This is a genomic window from Clostridium lamae, from assembly GCF_033043255.1.
Lineage (GTDB): Bacteria > Bacillota > Clostridia > Clostridiales > Clostridiaceae > Clostridium > Clostridium lamae.
This window is the reverse complement of the sequence record NZ_JASCQJ010000060.1, coordinates 1-15401: the sequence shown is the minus strand read 5'-3', so window position 1 is coordinate 15401 and position 15401 is coordinate 1. Positions and strand designations below refer to the sequence as shown.

Below are 15401 nucleotides of genomic sequence, written 5' to 3'. Positions count from 1 at the left end.
TCATGGTATAATTTAATTAGATATGTATAGTAGTTGTTAAATATCTTTATAACATAAGTAGTATTTTTATATAATCAATTATAGATAGACTTGAAAAGAGGAATAATATAGACAATGAATAGAAAATTTAGATATATAAATGACATAAGTAACTTTATTTTTATAAAGGATAATTTGGAAAAAGCTGATATTATTTTCATTCCAGGGGGTACATATCCAGAAGTTGCAGAAGAAGCAGCAAATCTATGGAAAAAAGGGTTTAGTAATTTGATTTTACCTTCTGGGGCATATGGTATTAACGTTGGATCTTTTAGAGGACCCTCATCTAAGAAAGACATTTATAATAAGAAGTATGTAACTGAATGGGAGTTTCTAAGAGATGTTTTAGTTCGAAATGGTGTAAAAGAAGAATTTATATTAAAAGAAGATAAAGCAACTTTTACTTATGAAAATGCTATTTTTTCTAAAAAAGCAACTGATTCACTAGGTATGGAAATTAAGAAAGCTATAATATGCTGTAAGTCATATCATGCTAGACGATGCCTTATGTATTATGAAACTTTATATAATGATACTGAATTTATCATTCATCCAGTTGATATAGATAATATAAGAAAAGACAATTGGTATAAAAGCAAAGAGGGAATTAGTTTAGTATTAGGAGAACTAGAAAGATATGGGTGGCAATTTAAGGATATATTAAGTAACTTATAAATATAAGTAATAGATATAAATTTAAGATGACTTATTTATAAAATAGCAGTCATCTTTTTATTTGATAAAAATATATTGATAAACAATAAAAATATATTGAATAACTATATTGGATAAATTATAATATAATTGTATTGAGATGGAGAGGAAGTTTATGAAATGAAATTTAGGATATCAAAAGTAATTTTCTTATGTTTAATAATAAGTATATTTTTAAATGGATGTTTAACATATCAAAAAAGTACTAATAAAAGAGATTATAACCTTATAGTAATAAATAATAGTAAAGAAGATATAAAAAGTTATGCTTATAAAACAAATAATTCGTCTGGTGGGGCAAACTATGCTAATAATAGTTTTATAAAAAAAGGTGATAAATTTCATTTTCTTATAGATGGTAATAAATTTCAATTGAGTATTATAGATAAAAATAATAATACTATAAGTAGTCAAGAATTCAATGCTGATTTTAATAATAAAAATAAGGTATATGTAATTTCAATAGATAAAAATGAAGATGGTGATTGGAGTTTTAAGTTCACTAAGTAAAATTATATTATGGGAAATGAAATTATAGATTTATAAAATAAAATATATTCGTAATAAGTAAAAATTCATATATTAAAAATAAATATGATATAATAAAAGTAATTAAAAAAGTGTATTTTAAAAGGGTGTTAATTGTTTAAGGAGAAAGATTTATGAATTATATAAAAGAGGATATACTATCTAAGGAGATAATTTTAAAAAAATATTTAGAAGAACAAGATATTCAAGAAATAAGAAACTTAGAGGCTATCTGTATAACTGAAGATAATGTTAATTTGAAATTGGAATTAGGCTATAGAAGAAATATTCATAGGGATTATGATAACAACACAAATGATATAAATGAATTTCTATTTTATATAAATAATAAATTAGTAGGATATTTAGGGATTTCAAATTTTGGAGGGAACGTTGCTGAAATAAATGGAATGGTTCATCCAAGTTATAGAAGGCGGGGAATATTTAATAATCTTGTTGATCTAGCTTTATTGGAATGCAAAAAGAGAAACTTTGATACTATATTACTTCTTTGTGATGATAAGTCCCAGTCTGCAATAAAGTTTATAGAAAATAAAAATGGAGTTTATTCTTTTTCTGAATGTAGAATGAAATGTAATAATAGTAATCTTATACAAGTAAATAAAATAATTTCTTTAGTTAAAGCTAAAAATGAAAACATAGATGAAATTAATAATTTAAATAGTATTTTCTTCGGAGGCTCACAAAAAGAATCAATTATGCCAGAAGATGAAGAAAAAAATAATATATTTACTTATTTAGCTTATATTGATGATAAATTGCTTGGAAAGATAAAAGTAAGTAAAAATTTAAACTCAGCTTTTATTAGTGGATTTGGAATCTTACCTGAATATAGGGGAAATGGATATGGAAGATTAGCACTAACAAAAACTTTAAATAATTTAAATAAAGATAAAATCTATGATGTTGAGTTAGATGTAGAAATTAGAAATAAAAAAGCTTTGAATTTATATAAGGATTGTGGCTTTATAGAACAATCCATTATGAATTATTATAGTATAAATATATAAATATTAATATTGTTGGATATAATTATAAATTTGTGGTATAATAAATATATAATAAGTAGCTTCTAGGGGTTCAGCTTTAGGAGCTACTTTTTTAACTTTATAGGAGGAAAGAATATGTTTAAGATAAATGATTATGTAGTATATGGGACAAATGGCGTTTGTAAGATTGCAGATATAGAAAGTATGAACTTAAGAAATCAACTGTTGGAGTATTATGTTTTATCTCCAGTTAATGATAAAAAAATGACTATAAAGATTCCTGTGAATAATAATAAAATATTAATTAGAGAACTTATGACTAAGACTGAAGTGATGAGTTTAATAGGATATATTTCTAAGAATGAAACTATGGAAATAGAAGATTATAGAAAGAAGAATCAAGAGTATAAATCTATAATTAGAAGTGGTAATGTATTAGAAATAATAAAAGTTATAAATTCTATAAAATCAGAGGAAAATGAAAAATCTTCTTTAGGAAAGAAAATTAATAAAACAGAAGAGGATATTTTAGTCGATGCTAAAAAGCACTTGTATGAAGAAATGGGAATGGTCTTAGGAATAAACGTTGATGAAGTAGAAGGATATATTGGTGATAATATTTAATATAAAATTTAATTTTTTATAGACTGCTTATGTTAGATTTATTTTTAGTAATTGAATAACTTAGTTTAATTCGTACTAGTTTATAGCAGGTACTTTTTTATTTATAATAACTAAGCTACTTTTTCATCAATAGAGTAGTTAAAATTTATATTAATAACAATATTTAATAGGTAGCTTGTTAAAAATGGCTATTCTACATAATTGTAGAATAGCCATTTTTAATTAATTAGTCATTTCTAAAGTAATATTTCCATTTTCAATTCTATATATTGTATCTACTAAATCAAGAATACGTTCATCATGAGTTACCATTAAAGCTGCTTTATTATATTTTTTTATTTCATCTTTAATCATAGAAATAACTTCACGACCACGTTCTCCATCAAGACTTGCAGTTGGCTCATCTGCCAAAATTATGTCTGGGTTATTCATTAAAGCCCTTGCTATTGCAACTCTTTGTTTTTCACCACCAGATAATTTTGAAGGATAGTGATTTAGTCTATTTCCTAGGCCAAAGTCTTTTAAAAGCTTATTAGCATGCTCATTAACTTTCTTTGTATTTTTATTATTGGAAAGTTTTGGTATTAATTTTAGCTGATCAATAACTGTTAAATAAGGTATTAATTGATGAGATTGAAAAACAAATCCTATTTGATTTCTTCTTATATCAGCTAAATCCTTTTTACTTTTTTTATTTAAATTTGTATCTCCAATTATTATTTCACCATTACTTGCTGAAAGTAGTGCTCCAGCAATAGATAAAAATGTACTTTTACCAGACCCAGAAGGTCCTACAATAGCAACAAATTCACCTGGTTTAACTTTAATTGAAACATTATTTAAAACAGTATTTTCACTATCTCCATCTTTATATTTTTTTGTTATATTTTTTAATTGAAGTGCATATCTTTCCATTAATAATTACCTCCTATTGCAGAAAGGGCATCTACTTTTCTTATCTTTTTAATAGAGAATAGACTACTTAATAGTGCTATTACTATAAATAATATTGATACTAAAGCTGCATCTCTAGAACTTAAGACAAATGGCATACTTGCTGGTAACATACTAGCTAAAGAAAATGTTAGAGCATTTCCTATAACCATGCTTATTACTGAAAGCATAAATACTTGAGATGTTAAAGATGATGCTAAAGTTGACATTTTAGATCCTAAGGCCTTTAAAACTCCGAATTCAGGTAATTTTTGCATAGTTGTTATATAGAAGAATACACCAACTATAAATGAGGATATTATCAATAAGAATACTAACATCATAAGAATAGTAGCTTGCTCTGCTGAATATCCAGGAATATTTTTAATTACATCAACTTTAGTTAATAATACTTTTTTATCTAAATTATCATTAACAAAGCTAGTAAGTGAATCTTGGTTCTCTGTAGACTCGTCCATATCAATAGCTAAAGCTTGAAAGTTATTATATTCTCTTCCAGTTGCAGAAGTCATTATTTCCTTATATGTATCTAAAGATATAACTCCTACAGACATATGTCCATACATTTGATTCTTAGTAAATCCAACTACCTTTAATTCTAAATCAGAAGCTGAATCTTTAATTATATCACCGATTTCTATACCATCTTCTTTAAATGAATTATTTAAAACTATTTCTTTATTATTATTTAAAGTATTTCCATCAATTACTTCAGGCATTAGAAATGCTGATGGATCAATAGCAAAGTAAACTATATTAGTCTTTTTATCTAATGAATCCATAGTGAAATTACTTGTAAATAAATTAATAGGAGTAGCATTTTCATTTAATTTTACTAGTTCATTAGAATTATTTAAATTTTTTATATCATCATCAGTAAAAGATGAACGACTAATTAATTTATCTGCCGAATCGGATAATATATAATAATTCGCTTTAGAGTTTTGAACTGTAGATACAGTAGCTGCAGATAACCCCTTTGCAATTCCTGATAAAAATAATACTAGAAATATAATAAGAGTTAAAATTCCAATTATTAAACTAAATCTAGCTTTGTTGTGCTTTAATTCTTTTAGTGCTAAAAACATAATTTATTTCTCCTTCTTTTGCTTTATTTTAAAATATCTATAATATAAGCATAAATTTATTATGAACTATGTTCAAATAAAAATTAATATTAAATAATAATCTTTATTAATAAAAATTAATTAGAATAAATTTGATCTACAGGAGTAAAGTCACTGAGCACCCATTTTATAAAATTAAGCTTAAATTAAGGTAAACTAAAATTACAATTAATATTGGCAGTGTACAATTTACTCATAAAGTCAAAAAGAAGAGGAAAATAAGTGAAATTGAATTAGTAGTAACTGAAGTTGCTGTAATAAATAAAGGAAGACTATTATATCAAGGATCATTAAATAATTTAATGAAAAATTTGAATAAAAACATATAAACATTTATTTTATTAGTGCATAATTATTATATGGGAATTATTAAATAATAAAAAAATATTGGAAAAAGGGAGAAATAATAATTTGGAATGGGGAGTATTATGAAGTTAGTAATACATGATTTAAATGGAGAAGAATTTAAAAAGTTATGTCCAAATGAAGTAAAGGACCTAATGGTAATATCAGATGATGGGAGTATTCAAAGCTGTATTGGATGCTTCGGATGTTGGGTAAAGACACCTGGAGAGTGCGTTATTAAAGATAAATATGGGAATATGGGGGAATACTTATCAAAATGTAATGAAGTTATTATAATAAGCAAATGTATTTATGGAGGACTTAGTCCATTTGTTAAAAATGTTTTAGACAGAAGTATTTCTTATGTCCATCCTTTCTTTAAAATAAAGGATGGAGAAATGCATCATAGAAGAAGATACGATAATAAGGTAGATATGAAGGTTTTCTTTTATGGAGATAAAACAACAGATAAAGAAAGGGAAACTGCAAAAGGAATAGTGAATGCTAATTGTATAAATCTTTATTGGAATGTATCAAGAATTTCATTTTTTAATAATATAAAGGAAATGGAGGGGGATTTATTATGAAAATTTCTTTGATTAATGGAAGTCCTAAAGTAAAAGATAGTGCTTCAGAAATTATCTTAAAGGAATTAAAAAATTATTTAAATAATAATGAGTTAAGTAAGAATTTAAGCATTTCTGAATATCATTTTAGAAATAATAAGTTTGATAATTATATAATTCAAGAAGTAATAAAGTCTGATGTCTTAGTTTTTTCATTTCCTTTATATGTAGATGGAGTTCCATCTCATTTATTAAGATGCCTTTTACAGTTAGAAGAATCTTTTAATAAAATAAAAGAAAAAGATATTAAAGTTTATGCTTTAGTTAATTGTGGCTTTTATGAAGGAAAGCAAAACAAATTAGCTATTGAAATAATTGAAAATTGGTGCGAAAAATGCGGCATTAAATGGGGACAAGGGCTAGGTATTGGTGCAGGGCCACTTTTACATTCAGTAAAAAATGTTCCTTTAGATCATGGGCCTAAGAAAAACTTAGGTAAAGCAATGACTATTATTTCAAATAATATACTTAACAATTCAAGGGATAATAATCTTTTTATAAACGCTAATTTTCCAAGGTTCGTGTATAAGATTGTAGGAGAAATGGGATGGAAGAAAGCTATTAAAGCAAATAATTTAAAAGTTAAGGATTTAAATATAAGAAAATAAAAAATGGAAGAAATCTAATCCCCAGGGGAAATTCCCCTGGGGATTAGATTTCTTCCATTTTGTAAACATTTATTGTATATCGTAATATCATAATATTAAAAATAAATGTTAGGAGAATGCAAATGCAAACGAATAGGGACTCAAGAAGAAGATGGATGAAAATCGAAATAATAGGTTTAGCTTTAGTTGTTATTTCATTCTTAACACTTTTAATATCTCCAGAATCTATATCTGGACTTTTTGATAGCATAACAAATCAGGTATTCCCGATAGTAGTAAATGTTTTTCTATTAAGTGAAGTTGGGGTAGCTATCATAATTAGTGTAATAGTTGGGAGAATTCTAGAGAGATTAGGGTTTACAGATGCTTTAATTAGAATTTTTATTCCCATAATGAAAGTATTTAAAATAAATCCATCTGTTATTATTCCAAGTGTGTACAATGTTTTAGGTGATATTAATGCAGCAGGTGCTATAGCTGGGCCCGTTTTAAAAAAGGCAAAAGCCACAAAGGCAGAACAAAAAATTTCTATAGCTACAATGATACAATCACCTCAATCCTTTGCAACTCTTGTTCTTGGCATAGTTGTGTTAACTAAATTCGGCATATCAGTATTACCACTAATACTTGTTAGTGTTTTCTTGCCTATAGTTCTAGTTCCAATTATTTTATCTAAAACTATATATAAGGATACTAAAGCAGTTGATTTAGTAGATTTACCTAGATTTACTCCTGAAACTAAGTTTTTAGATACTATATTTAGTTCTGCTAAAGAAGGATCATACCTTTTATTTTTAATAATTATACCAGCTGTTGCAGGAGTATTTACTATAATCGGCATTTTAGATTTCTTTGGCATTTGGACATTTATACAAAGTGGAATGACAACATCTCTTCAATGGCTAAGCATAGAACCAGAAACAGGTATCCTATCAGTACTGGCAAGTCCCACATTAGCTATGGCTCAGCTAATAGAATTTAATAATGTTAATCCAGCTTATATTGTTGGTGGTTTTATTTTGGCTAATTCAGGGTTACCATTGTCAGTGATATTTGGACAAATACCAGTGACATGGAAAGAAAATTCTGATTTGAATGAAAAGGAAGCCTTAACATCAGCTATAATAGGAACATTAATTAAACTTTTTAGTTGCTTAATTATAGCACTTTTTTTAACTCCATTAATTAGTTAAAGGTGGTAATATGAAGAATAGTTATATAGTAAAATCAAAAAAGATTGTTACCGTAAGTAAGTTAATGACACTATTAGAAGGAGCTTTTGTAGTTGAAGGTGATGTAATAAAAGATATAGGATATTTTAAGGATATTACTTCAAAATATAAGGATTTGAATGTAGTAGATTTTGGAGAGTTAGTTATTTCACCAAGCTTAGTAGATTGCCATACTCATTTGTTGGAATATGCACCATCAACGGTTTATCCAGTGACTGATATAACTTATGAAATGGCTCAGCAAGCATTAGTTTTAAAAGGGATTATGTCAGGTATTACAGCTTTTGGGGAACAAATATGTGGATCTCCAATGTATGAAATTAGCATTAATGAATACAAGGAAAAAGTTAAGAATATGCCTGCAGATATTGTATTTTCAGCTAATAGCATTACCATAGGATTTGAAGAATTAGTTAATTTAACAGCTGTGACTGGGAAAAAAGCAGTAGATAAAGAAACATTAGTTAATAATGAAGTAATAGAAAAACTAGCAAAATACAGTGATTATCCAGGAGAGAATATATTTATAAATGCCACTCCTGCAAATTTAACTAGTAATTTGGTTCCAAGAGCAGGAGAAATTATATACACTCAAGATGAAATTGACAAGATAGTAGATATATTTCATAGAAATGGTAAGAAAATAGGCTGTCATGTTGCAGGAAAAGAAGGAATTAATATGGCAATAAACTCTAAAATGGATATTATTCATCATGGACATGGTATTGACGATGAATTAATAAATAAAGTTAAAAAGTCAAATATAATTATAGTAGCTACCCCTCTTGGTGGGACACACTTAACTCCAAATTCACCAGAAGAAATAGCAAAGCTTGTACAAGAGGGGATTGTTGTAACTATATCAACAGATGCATACTTGCCACCAGACAACACATTACCTTGGTTAAATTTTAAAGATGAATTTCCAAAAGGACCTGAAGCATTAATAGCTTTAGCTAACCCAACCATGGAAATGTTAAAAAATATCGGAATAGATGAAAATTATATACTAGCTTTAATTACATTAAATGGAGCCAAGGTATTAGGTATGGAAGAATCTATAGGCTCTATTGAGATAGGTAAAAAAGCTAATTTCCTTGCATCAAAAGGAGTACCAGGACTAGAAATTACTGATATCGAAGATATATTAAAAGTTTATTATAAAGGAAAATGTATAATAAATAGAGAAATATAATAAAAATACACCTTTGATTCCGAAAATAGGAGTGAGGGTGTATTTTACAAATTATACACTTATATAATATCCTCGTAAATGAGAATAAAATATAACAAAAAATAAACAAAAACAAAGATATTTACAAAAATTAATATACCTTATAAAATGAAGTAAATAACACGAAAGATAAAATTAGGAGAAGGAATATGTTGGGAAAAATGGTGGTAATAGTAGCATTAATTTTAATACTACTTATAATTACAAAAAGAAGAAATGTTAATAAATTAAATATAGGAGAGCAAGAAGTAAATAATTTATTGAGTAAAATAAAAGGATATAAACTTCTTACTGATATTATGATCAAAGGTGAAAGGGGTACAACACAGATTGATCATATATTAATTGGGAAGAAAGGAATATTTGTAATAGAAACAAAAGATTATAGTGGACTAATCTATGGGGAAGAATATTCCAGGTACTGGACACAGATTATAAATAGAAATAGTAATCAATTTTACAATCCAATTAGGCAGAATTATGGACATGTTAAGTCATTAGAAAGATATATAAAAAGAAATGATATTTTTATTTCTTTAATAGTTTTTACCAATAAATCAAAATTGAAAAAAGTTAAGACTGAAACTCCAGTTATTCAATTAAATAAATTAAAAAGATTTATTAAAAGATATAAGTCAGATATAAGATTATCCAAAAAGGAAATTGATGAAATATATAATCATATTAAGAAGTCTAATATTGAAAGTAGTAGAGAAAGAAAGAAACATGTTAAAAGAATAATAAAAAATATTTCTTAGATTAAGTATTAATAATGGTTATAAAAAGGTAGCGAAGGAGATAAACTCTATTGCTACCTTAATTTTTATTTTAATATTTCTTTTACTTAAAATAAAAGTAAAAGATTATTTAACATACATTCCGCCTGGTTTTTCTGATAAATTAATTAAAATATTTTTCTTTTGAGTGTAAGCATCTAAAATAGTTTTATGTGTTTCTCTACCAATTCCAGATTCTTTATATCCCCCAAAAGTTGCTCCAGCAGGGAATGCGTTATAAGTATTAACCCATACACGTCCAGTTCTTATAGATTTTGCAACTCGTATGGCTTTATTAATATCACGTGTAAATACACCGCCGCCTAATCCATAGTTACTATCATTAGCCATTTCGATAACTTCTTCTTCTGTCTTAAATTTAATAACTACACCAACTGGTCCAAATATTTCTTCTCTAGCAACTCTCATGTTATTATTTACATCTACTAATAAAGTAGGTTTCATAAAGTAACCGTTCTTAGCATCGCCTTCAACATATCTTTCTCCACCAGTTATTACTTTAGCACCTTCATTCTTACCTATTTCTACATATTTAAGAATCTTATTTAATTGAGACTCACTAACTTGAGCTCCCATTTGAGTATTAGGATCTAATGGATTTCCTACATTTACTTTTTCAAAAGCTTCAACAGCCTTTTCTATAAATTCATCATAGAAATCTTCTTGAACAAATATTCTAGATCCTGCTGAACAAACTTGACCTTGGTTAAATAATATTCCGAGTTGAATACCTTCTAAGGCAATATTCATATCTGCATCACTGAAGAAGATATTAGCAGATTTACCACCGAGCTCTAATGTGGCAGGAATTATACGTTTTGCAGCAGATAATCCAATTTCTCTACCAACTTCTGTAGATCCAGTAAATGCTAGCTTATCGATTCCTTCATTATGTTGTATATATTCACCACTCTTTGAGCCGCTACCAGTAATTATATTAATTACGCCCTTTGGAACTATATCTTGAATTAACTTCATAAATTCTAATACACTTAATGAAGTTGTGCTTGATGGTTTAAATACAGTTGTATCACCTGCAGCAAGAACTGGAGCAAGCTTCCAAGCAGCCATTAAGAATGGGAAGTTCCAAGGAACAATTTGTCCAACAACTCCAAGTGGCTCTCTTAATATTAAGTTTAATGTATTATCATCTATATTGCTTGCAACACCTTCTTCAGAACGAATAACTCCTGCAAAGTATCTAAAATGATCTGCAGCTAAAGGAATATCAGCCCCCATAGTTTCTCTAATAGGCTTACCATTATCCATAGTCTCAATTGTTGCTAAATATTCTGCATTTTCATCTATAATATCTGCAATTTTATTTAATAGGATAGATCTTTCATTGACTGTTGTTTTACTCCATGTGTTAAATGCATTTTTGGCAGCTTTAACAGCATCATCTACATCTTTTTCAGATGCATCAGCAATTTCAGATAACAGTTGTCCATTTGCTGGATTATATGTTTTTATTGTTGACCCATCTGAAGAATCTCTCCATTCTCCATCAATATATAATTGATATTTTTTTTGAAAATTAATTTCCATATTTTCACCCTCCCAAACAATTATATTATCTATATATTCTATTATAACGTTACAAATTGAAATATGCAATTTAGATATTTGTTTAACATGATAGTATAACAATTAACTGATAATAATTATTATTGACTATTTAATATTATGAGTGATAATATGAAGAAAACAAATAAATAACAAATATAACTTAAGATTTTAAGAAGTAGTTCTTAGCATTTATTTTTGAATAATAAAACAATACTAAGAAAAACTATAATGAATAAATATTAATATAGGAAGGAAATATATAATGCTAGAAAGAGAAAAAGTGTATAATACTGAGTTTAATATAGAAAATAGCTATTCTGAATTACCACAAATCTTTTATACTAAACAATTACCAAGTTTAGTTAAAGATCCAAAAATAGCTGTATTTAACAAGTCATTAGCTAAAACTTTAGGATTAAATATAGATATTTTAGAAAGTGATAAAGGAGCAGATATCTTTTCAGGAAATAAGTTAATAGATGGTTCAAATCCCATTGCACAGGCTTATGCAGGACATCAATTTGGATATTTTACTATGCTGGGAGATGGTAGAGCGGTATTACTTGGAGAACATATAACTCCAAAAGGAGAAAAGGTAGATGTTCAACTTAAGGGTTCTGGAATTACTCCTTACTCAAGAGGAGGGGATGGGAAGGCAGCTCTTGGACCTATGATTAGAGAGTATATTATAAGTGAAGCCATGTATTCTTTAGGAATTCCAACTACACGTAGTCTAACTGTAGTTACAACAGGAGAGTCGATAGCACGTGAAAAAATAGAACCAGGGGCAATATTAACTCGTATAGCATCGAGTCATATAAGAGTAGGTACTTTTCAATTTGCAGCAAGATATACAGATTATGAATCTTTAAAAGCTTTAGCTGATTATACTATAAAAAGACATTATCCTGAAGGATTAAACAAGGAAAATCCGTACCTCTTTTTATTAGAAGAAGTCATTAAAAGACAAGCAAAATTAATTGCGAAATGGCTTCATGTAGGATTTATTCATGGAGTTATGAATACTGATAATGTAAGCATATGTGGAGAGACAATAGATTATGGTCCATGTGCATTTATGGATACTTATGATCCATCTACCGTGTTTAGTTCTATAGATCACCAAGGTAGATATGCATATGAAAATCAACCAAATATAATAGCATGGGATTTAGCAAGATTTGCTGAAACACTTATACCTTTATTAAATGATAATCAGGAAGAAGCTGTAGATATAGCTCAAAATGCAATGAATAAATTTAATGATATATATAAAGAAAACTATATTTCAGGTATGAGATTAAAGTTAGGATTATTTAATGAAGAAAAAGAAGATGAAGATCTAATATATAGTTTATTAAGCTTAATGCATAAGTATGTGGCAGATTATACAAACACATTTAGAAACCTAACTTTAGGTAAAAAAGATGATATTGTAATGTTCACAACTTCAGAATTCAATAATTGGTATAGTAGGTGGCAGGAAAGATTATCTAGACAAAAAGAAAGCAAAGATGAAGTGTTAAATTTGATGAAAAGTGTTAATCCATCTGTAATTCCACGTAATCATAGAGTAGAAGAAGCAATTGAAGCAGCGGTAAAAAAAGATGACTATAGTGTAATGACAAAACTATTAGAAGTTTTATCAAACCCTTATTCTTATAATAAAGATCAAGAAGAATATACAAAGTTACCAAAGCCAACTAATATTCCATATAGAACTTTTTGTGGAACATAAAAATGTAAAGATATTGTTTTAATAGAGCAGCTGATAAAATTCAGCTGCTCTTATTATATTTAAAATTATTAAATATAAATAGTAATATATCTGGTAAATTAAAATAATAATAAAATATGTAAATAGTTGATATATTATCTAAAAAGAAGTATTATAGTAATAGATAATAATTATTATATAATAATTTACGGGTTATAAATTAACTTATAAGGAAATTTTATTCTTTATAAATAAGTGATGATGAGTAATTAATAAAAAATTTTAGAAAGAGGTATGATTTATGAGATTAGTTGTTATAAGACATGGCGAAAGTCAATGGAATAAATTAAATTTATTCACTGGATGGAGTGATGTAGATTTATCGCCTGAAGGAGTAAAAGAAGCAAGATTAGGTGGTAAGACTTTAAAGGAAGAAGGAATAGATTTTGATATTTGTTATACTTCTTATCTTAAGAGAGCTATTCATACTTTAAACTTAGTATTAGAAGAAATGGATAGAGATTGGCTTCCAGTTATAAAATCATATAAATTAAATGAAAGACATTATGGAGGATTGCAAGGCTTAAATAAAGCTGAGACAGCAGAAAAGTATGGAGAAGATCAAGTGAAAATATGGAGAAGATCTTTTTCTATAAAACCTCCAATCTTAGATGAGACAAGCAGTCATAATCCTAAAAATCAAGAACAATATAGAGGTATTGATAAAAATGAATTACCACTTTGTGAAAGTTTAGAGGATACAATTAAAAGAGTTGTTCCTTATTTTAACGATGTAATAAAGAAGGACATGCTGTCTGGTAAAAGAGTATTAATTGCAGCACATGGGAATTCAATAAGAGCATTAGTAAAACATTTTGAAAATCTTTCAGAAGAGGAAATATTAGAGGTAAATATACCTACTGGAGTTCCATTGGTATATGAATTTGATGATAACTTTAATGTTATAGATAAATATTATTTAGGCAACCAAGAAGAAATTGAAAAGAAGGTTGCAAGTGTATCAAATCAAGGTAGTCTTCAAAATAAGGAAATAGAAACTGTATAATAATTATTTTCGAAAAGTAGATAGTGAATAATCATTATCTACTTTTTTATTTAAATTTATCAGTATTATTTATTTAAGAGTTAAAAGAAGAATTCTATCATCATTTATACTAGGATTGCCTCGTCCATCTTTATTACTGGTTGCTAGGTAAATTGACCCATCACTAGCCTGAATAACCTCACGTAAACGCCCATATTCATTTCCGAGCCAGGATTCAATATTTTTTACTGAATCTCCACTTCCATTCATAGAAATTGAAAGCAATTGTTGCCCTCTTAAGGTGGCAACTAATAAATTTCCTTGCCATGGCCCTTGATTTATAAAAGTAATACCCGAAGGTGCCCATGTTATTTCATTACTATGTAGCAATGGCTTTTCTGTTAAAATATCTGTTGACTCTTCATTTCCTTGAACTAGAGGCCAACCATAATTTGTTCCTGGCTTTATTATATTTATTTCATCATGTGCTGTTTGTCCATGTTCTGAAGAATACAAAACATTTTTTGGATTCCATGCTAAGCCTTCTGGATTTCTATGACCTAAACTATAAATGGGAGAATTATTAAATGGATTATCATTAGGAATACTTCCATCTAGTTCAATTCGTAATATTTTACCAGCTATACTATTAAGATCTTGAGCTAATGATGGATTACCTGCATCTCCAGTTGTTATATATAGTTTGTTATCAGGTCCTATTTTTATTCTCCCTCCATTATGAATTTGCCCACCAGGAATTTTATCAATTAGAATTTTATCAATGGATGCTTTGTTATTATTTTCAATTAATCTAACAACGCGGTTAAAAATTTGAATTCCTTCTGAATATGAATGCATAACATAAATATAATGGTTTTGAGAATAATTTGGATCTAGAGCAATACCCATTAATCCACCTTCTCCTGTACTTATAAAAGGTGATCTAAATGTAAATATTGGATTTGGATTAACTTTGCCATTTTCAATAACTCTAATTGATCCAGATCTCTCAGTAAAATATATTTTGCCATCATTACTTATATCTATAGCCCAAGGAACATATAGCTTTTCTGCAATAACTTCAATTTTGTAAGGGATTTGTCTTAACTCACCAATTTTTATCTTTATGTCATTTAAATTATTTCTATTAAATAGATTATTATAAAAAAATTTGTGTAATATTTTTTTCATAATTTATCCTCCTATGAATTCAGTAATCTTTATATATTTAG

At 27.3% G+C, this 15401-nt stretch carries 15 protein-coding genes; 11 read left to right on the top strand and 4 right to left on the bottom strand.

The features are described 5' to 3' along the window. Positions 1–114 precede the first annotated feature (114 nt). From QK892_RS17465 to QK892_RS17450, 4 genes are all read left to right on the top strand, one after another. Entirely contained in the window at positions 115–714 is a 600-nt protein-coding gene (locus tag QK892_RS17465) for a YdcF family protein (protein WP_317274828.1), read from the top strand. A gap of 159 nt (positions 715–873) precedes the next feature. Beyond that, on the top strand, positions 874–1263 hold the full coding sequence (locus tag QK892_RS17460; protein WP_317274827.1) for a hypothetical protein: 390 nt from the start codon (positions 874–876) through the stop codon (positions 1261–1263). 152 nt (positions 1264–1415) lie between these two features. Then, a complete protein-coding gene (locus tag QK892_RS17455) occupies positions 1416–2312 on the top strand; it encodes a GNAT family N-acetyltransferase (protein ID WP_317274826.1) in 897 nt (298 codons plus the stop codon). A 114-nt stretch (positions 2313–2426) separates the two neighbouring features. Next, a complete protein-coding gene (locus QK892_RS17450) occupies positions 2427–2915 on the top strand; it encodes a CarD family transcriptional regulator (protein WP_317274825.1) in 489 nt (162 codons plus the stop codon). Between the two features lie 222 nt (positions 2916–3137). Here the strand turns inward: QK892_RS17450 and QK892_RS17445 are convergent, their stop codons facing one another. After that, on the bottom strand, positions 3138–3830 hold the full coding sequence (locus QK892_RS17445) for an ABC transporter ATP-binding protein (protein WP_317274824.1): 693 nt from the start codon (positions 3828–3830) through the stop codon (positions 3138–3140). Continuing rightward, positions 3830–4957, bottom strand: coding sequence for an ABC transporter permease (locus QK892_RS17440; RefSeq protein WP_317274823.1), 1128 nt, complete (start codon positions 4955–4957; stop codon positions 3830–3832). Before QK892_RS17440 ends, QK892_RS17445 begins: the two co-directional genes overlap by 1 nt. Positions 4958–5424: 467 nt before the next feature. On the opposite strand from QK892_RS17440, the gene QK892_RS17435 reads away from it, so the two are divergent. From QK892_RS17435 to QK892_RS17415, 5 genes are all read left to right on the top strand, one after another. Next, entirely contained in the window at positions 5425–5928 is a 504-nt protein-coding gene (locus QK892_RS17435; protein ID WP_317274822.1) for a flavodoxin family protein, read from the top strand. After that, entirely contained in the window at positions 5925–6575 is a 651-nt protein-coding gene (locus QK892_RS17430; protein ID WP_317274821.1) for an NADPH-dependent FMN reductase family protein, read from the top strand. The genes QK892_RS17435 and QK892_RS17430 overlap by 4 nt, the downstream gene beginning before the upstream one ends. A 122-nt stretch (positions 6576–6697) precedes the next feature. Next, positions 6698–7768, top strand: coding sequence for a hypothetical protein (locus QK892_RS17425; RefSeq protein WP_317274820.1), 1071 nt, complete (start codon positions 6698–6700; stop codon positions 7766–7768). 10 nt (positions 7769–7778) lie between these two features. Then, complete coding sequence (locus QK892_RS17420; RefSeq protein WP_317274819.1) at positions 7779–9002, top strand: amidohydrolase family protein; 1224 nt, start codon at positions 7779–7781, stop codon at positions 9000–9002. Between the two features lie 188 nt (positions 9003–9190). Beyond that, a complete protein-coding gene (locus QK892_RS17415) occupies positions 9191–9799 on the top strand; it encodes a nuclease-related domain-containing protein (protein ID WP_317274818.1) in 609 nt (202 codons plus the stop codon). A 105-nt stretch (positions 9800–9904) separates the two neighbouring features. Here the strand turns inward: QK892_RS17415 and QK892_RS17410 are convergent, their stop codons facing one another. Then, positions 9905–11386 (bottom strand): aldehyde dehydrogenase family protein, encoded by a 1482-nt coding sequence (locus QK892_RS17410; protein ID WP_317274817.1) that lies wholly within the window; start codon positions 11384–11386, stop codon positions 9905–9907. Between the two features lie 283 nt (positions 11387–11669). Between QK892_RS17410 and QK892_RS17405 the strand changes: the two genes are divergently transcribed. After that, on the top strand, positions 11670–13145 hold the full coding sequence (locus tag QK892_RS17405; RefSeq protein ID WP_317274816.1) for a protein adenylyltransferase SelO: 1476 nt from the start codon (positions 11670–11672) through the stop codon (positions 13143–13145). Positions 13146–13425: 280 nt separating this feature from the next. Beyond that, positions 13426–14190: a 2,3-diphosphoglycerate-dependent phosphoglycerate mutase gene (gpmA, locus tag QK892_RS17400; RefSeq protein WP_317274815.1), complete on the top strand. Its 765-nt coding sequence runs from the start codon at positions 13426–13428 to the stop codon at positions 14188–14190. Between the two features lie 69 nt (positions 14191–14259). On the opposite strand, the gene QK892_RS17395 is transcribed toward gpmA, so the two are convergent. Then, a complete protein-coding gene (locus tag QK892_RS17395) occupies positions 14260–15360 on the bottom strand; it encodes a PQQ-dependent sugar dehydrogenase (protein ID WP_317274814.1) in 1101 nt (366 codons plus the stop codon). Positions 15361–15401: the final 41 nt, after the last annotated feature.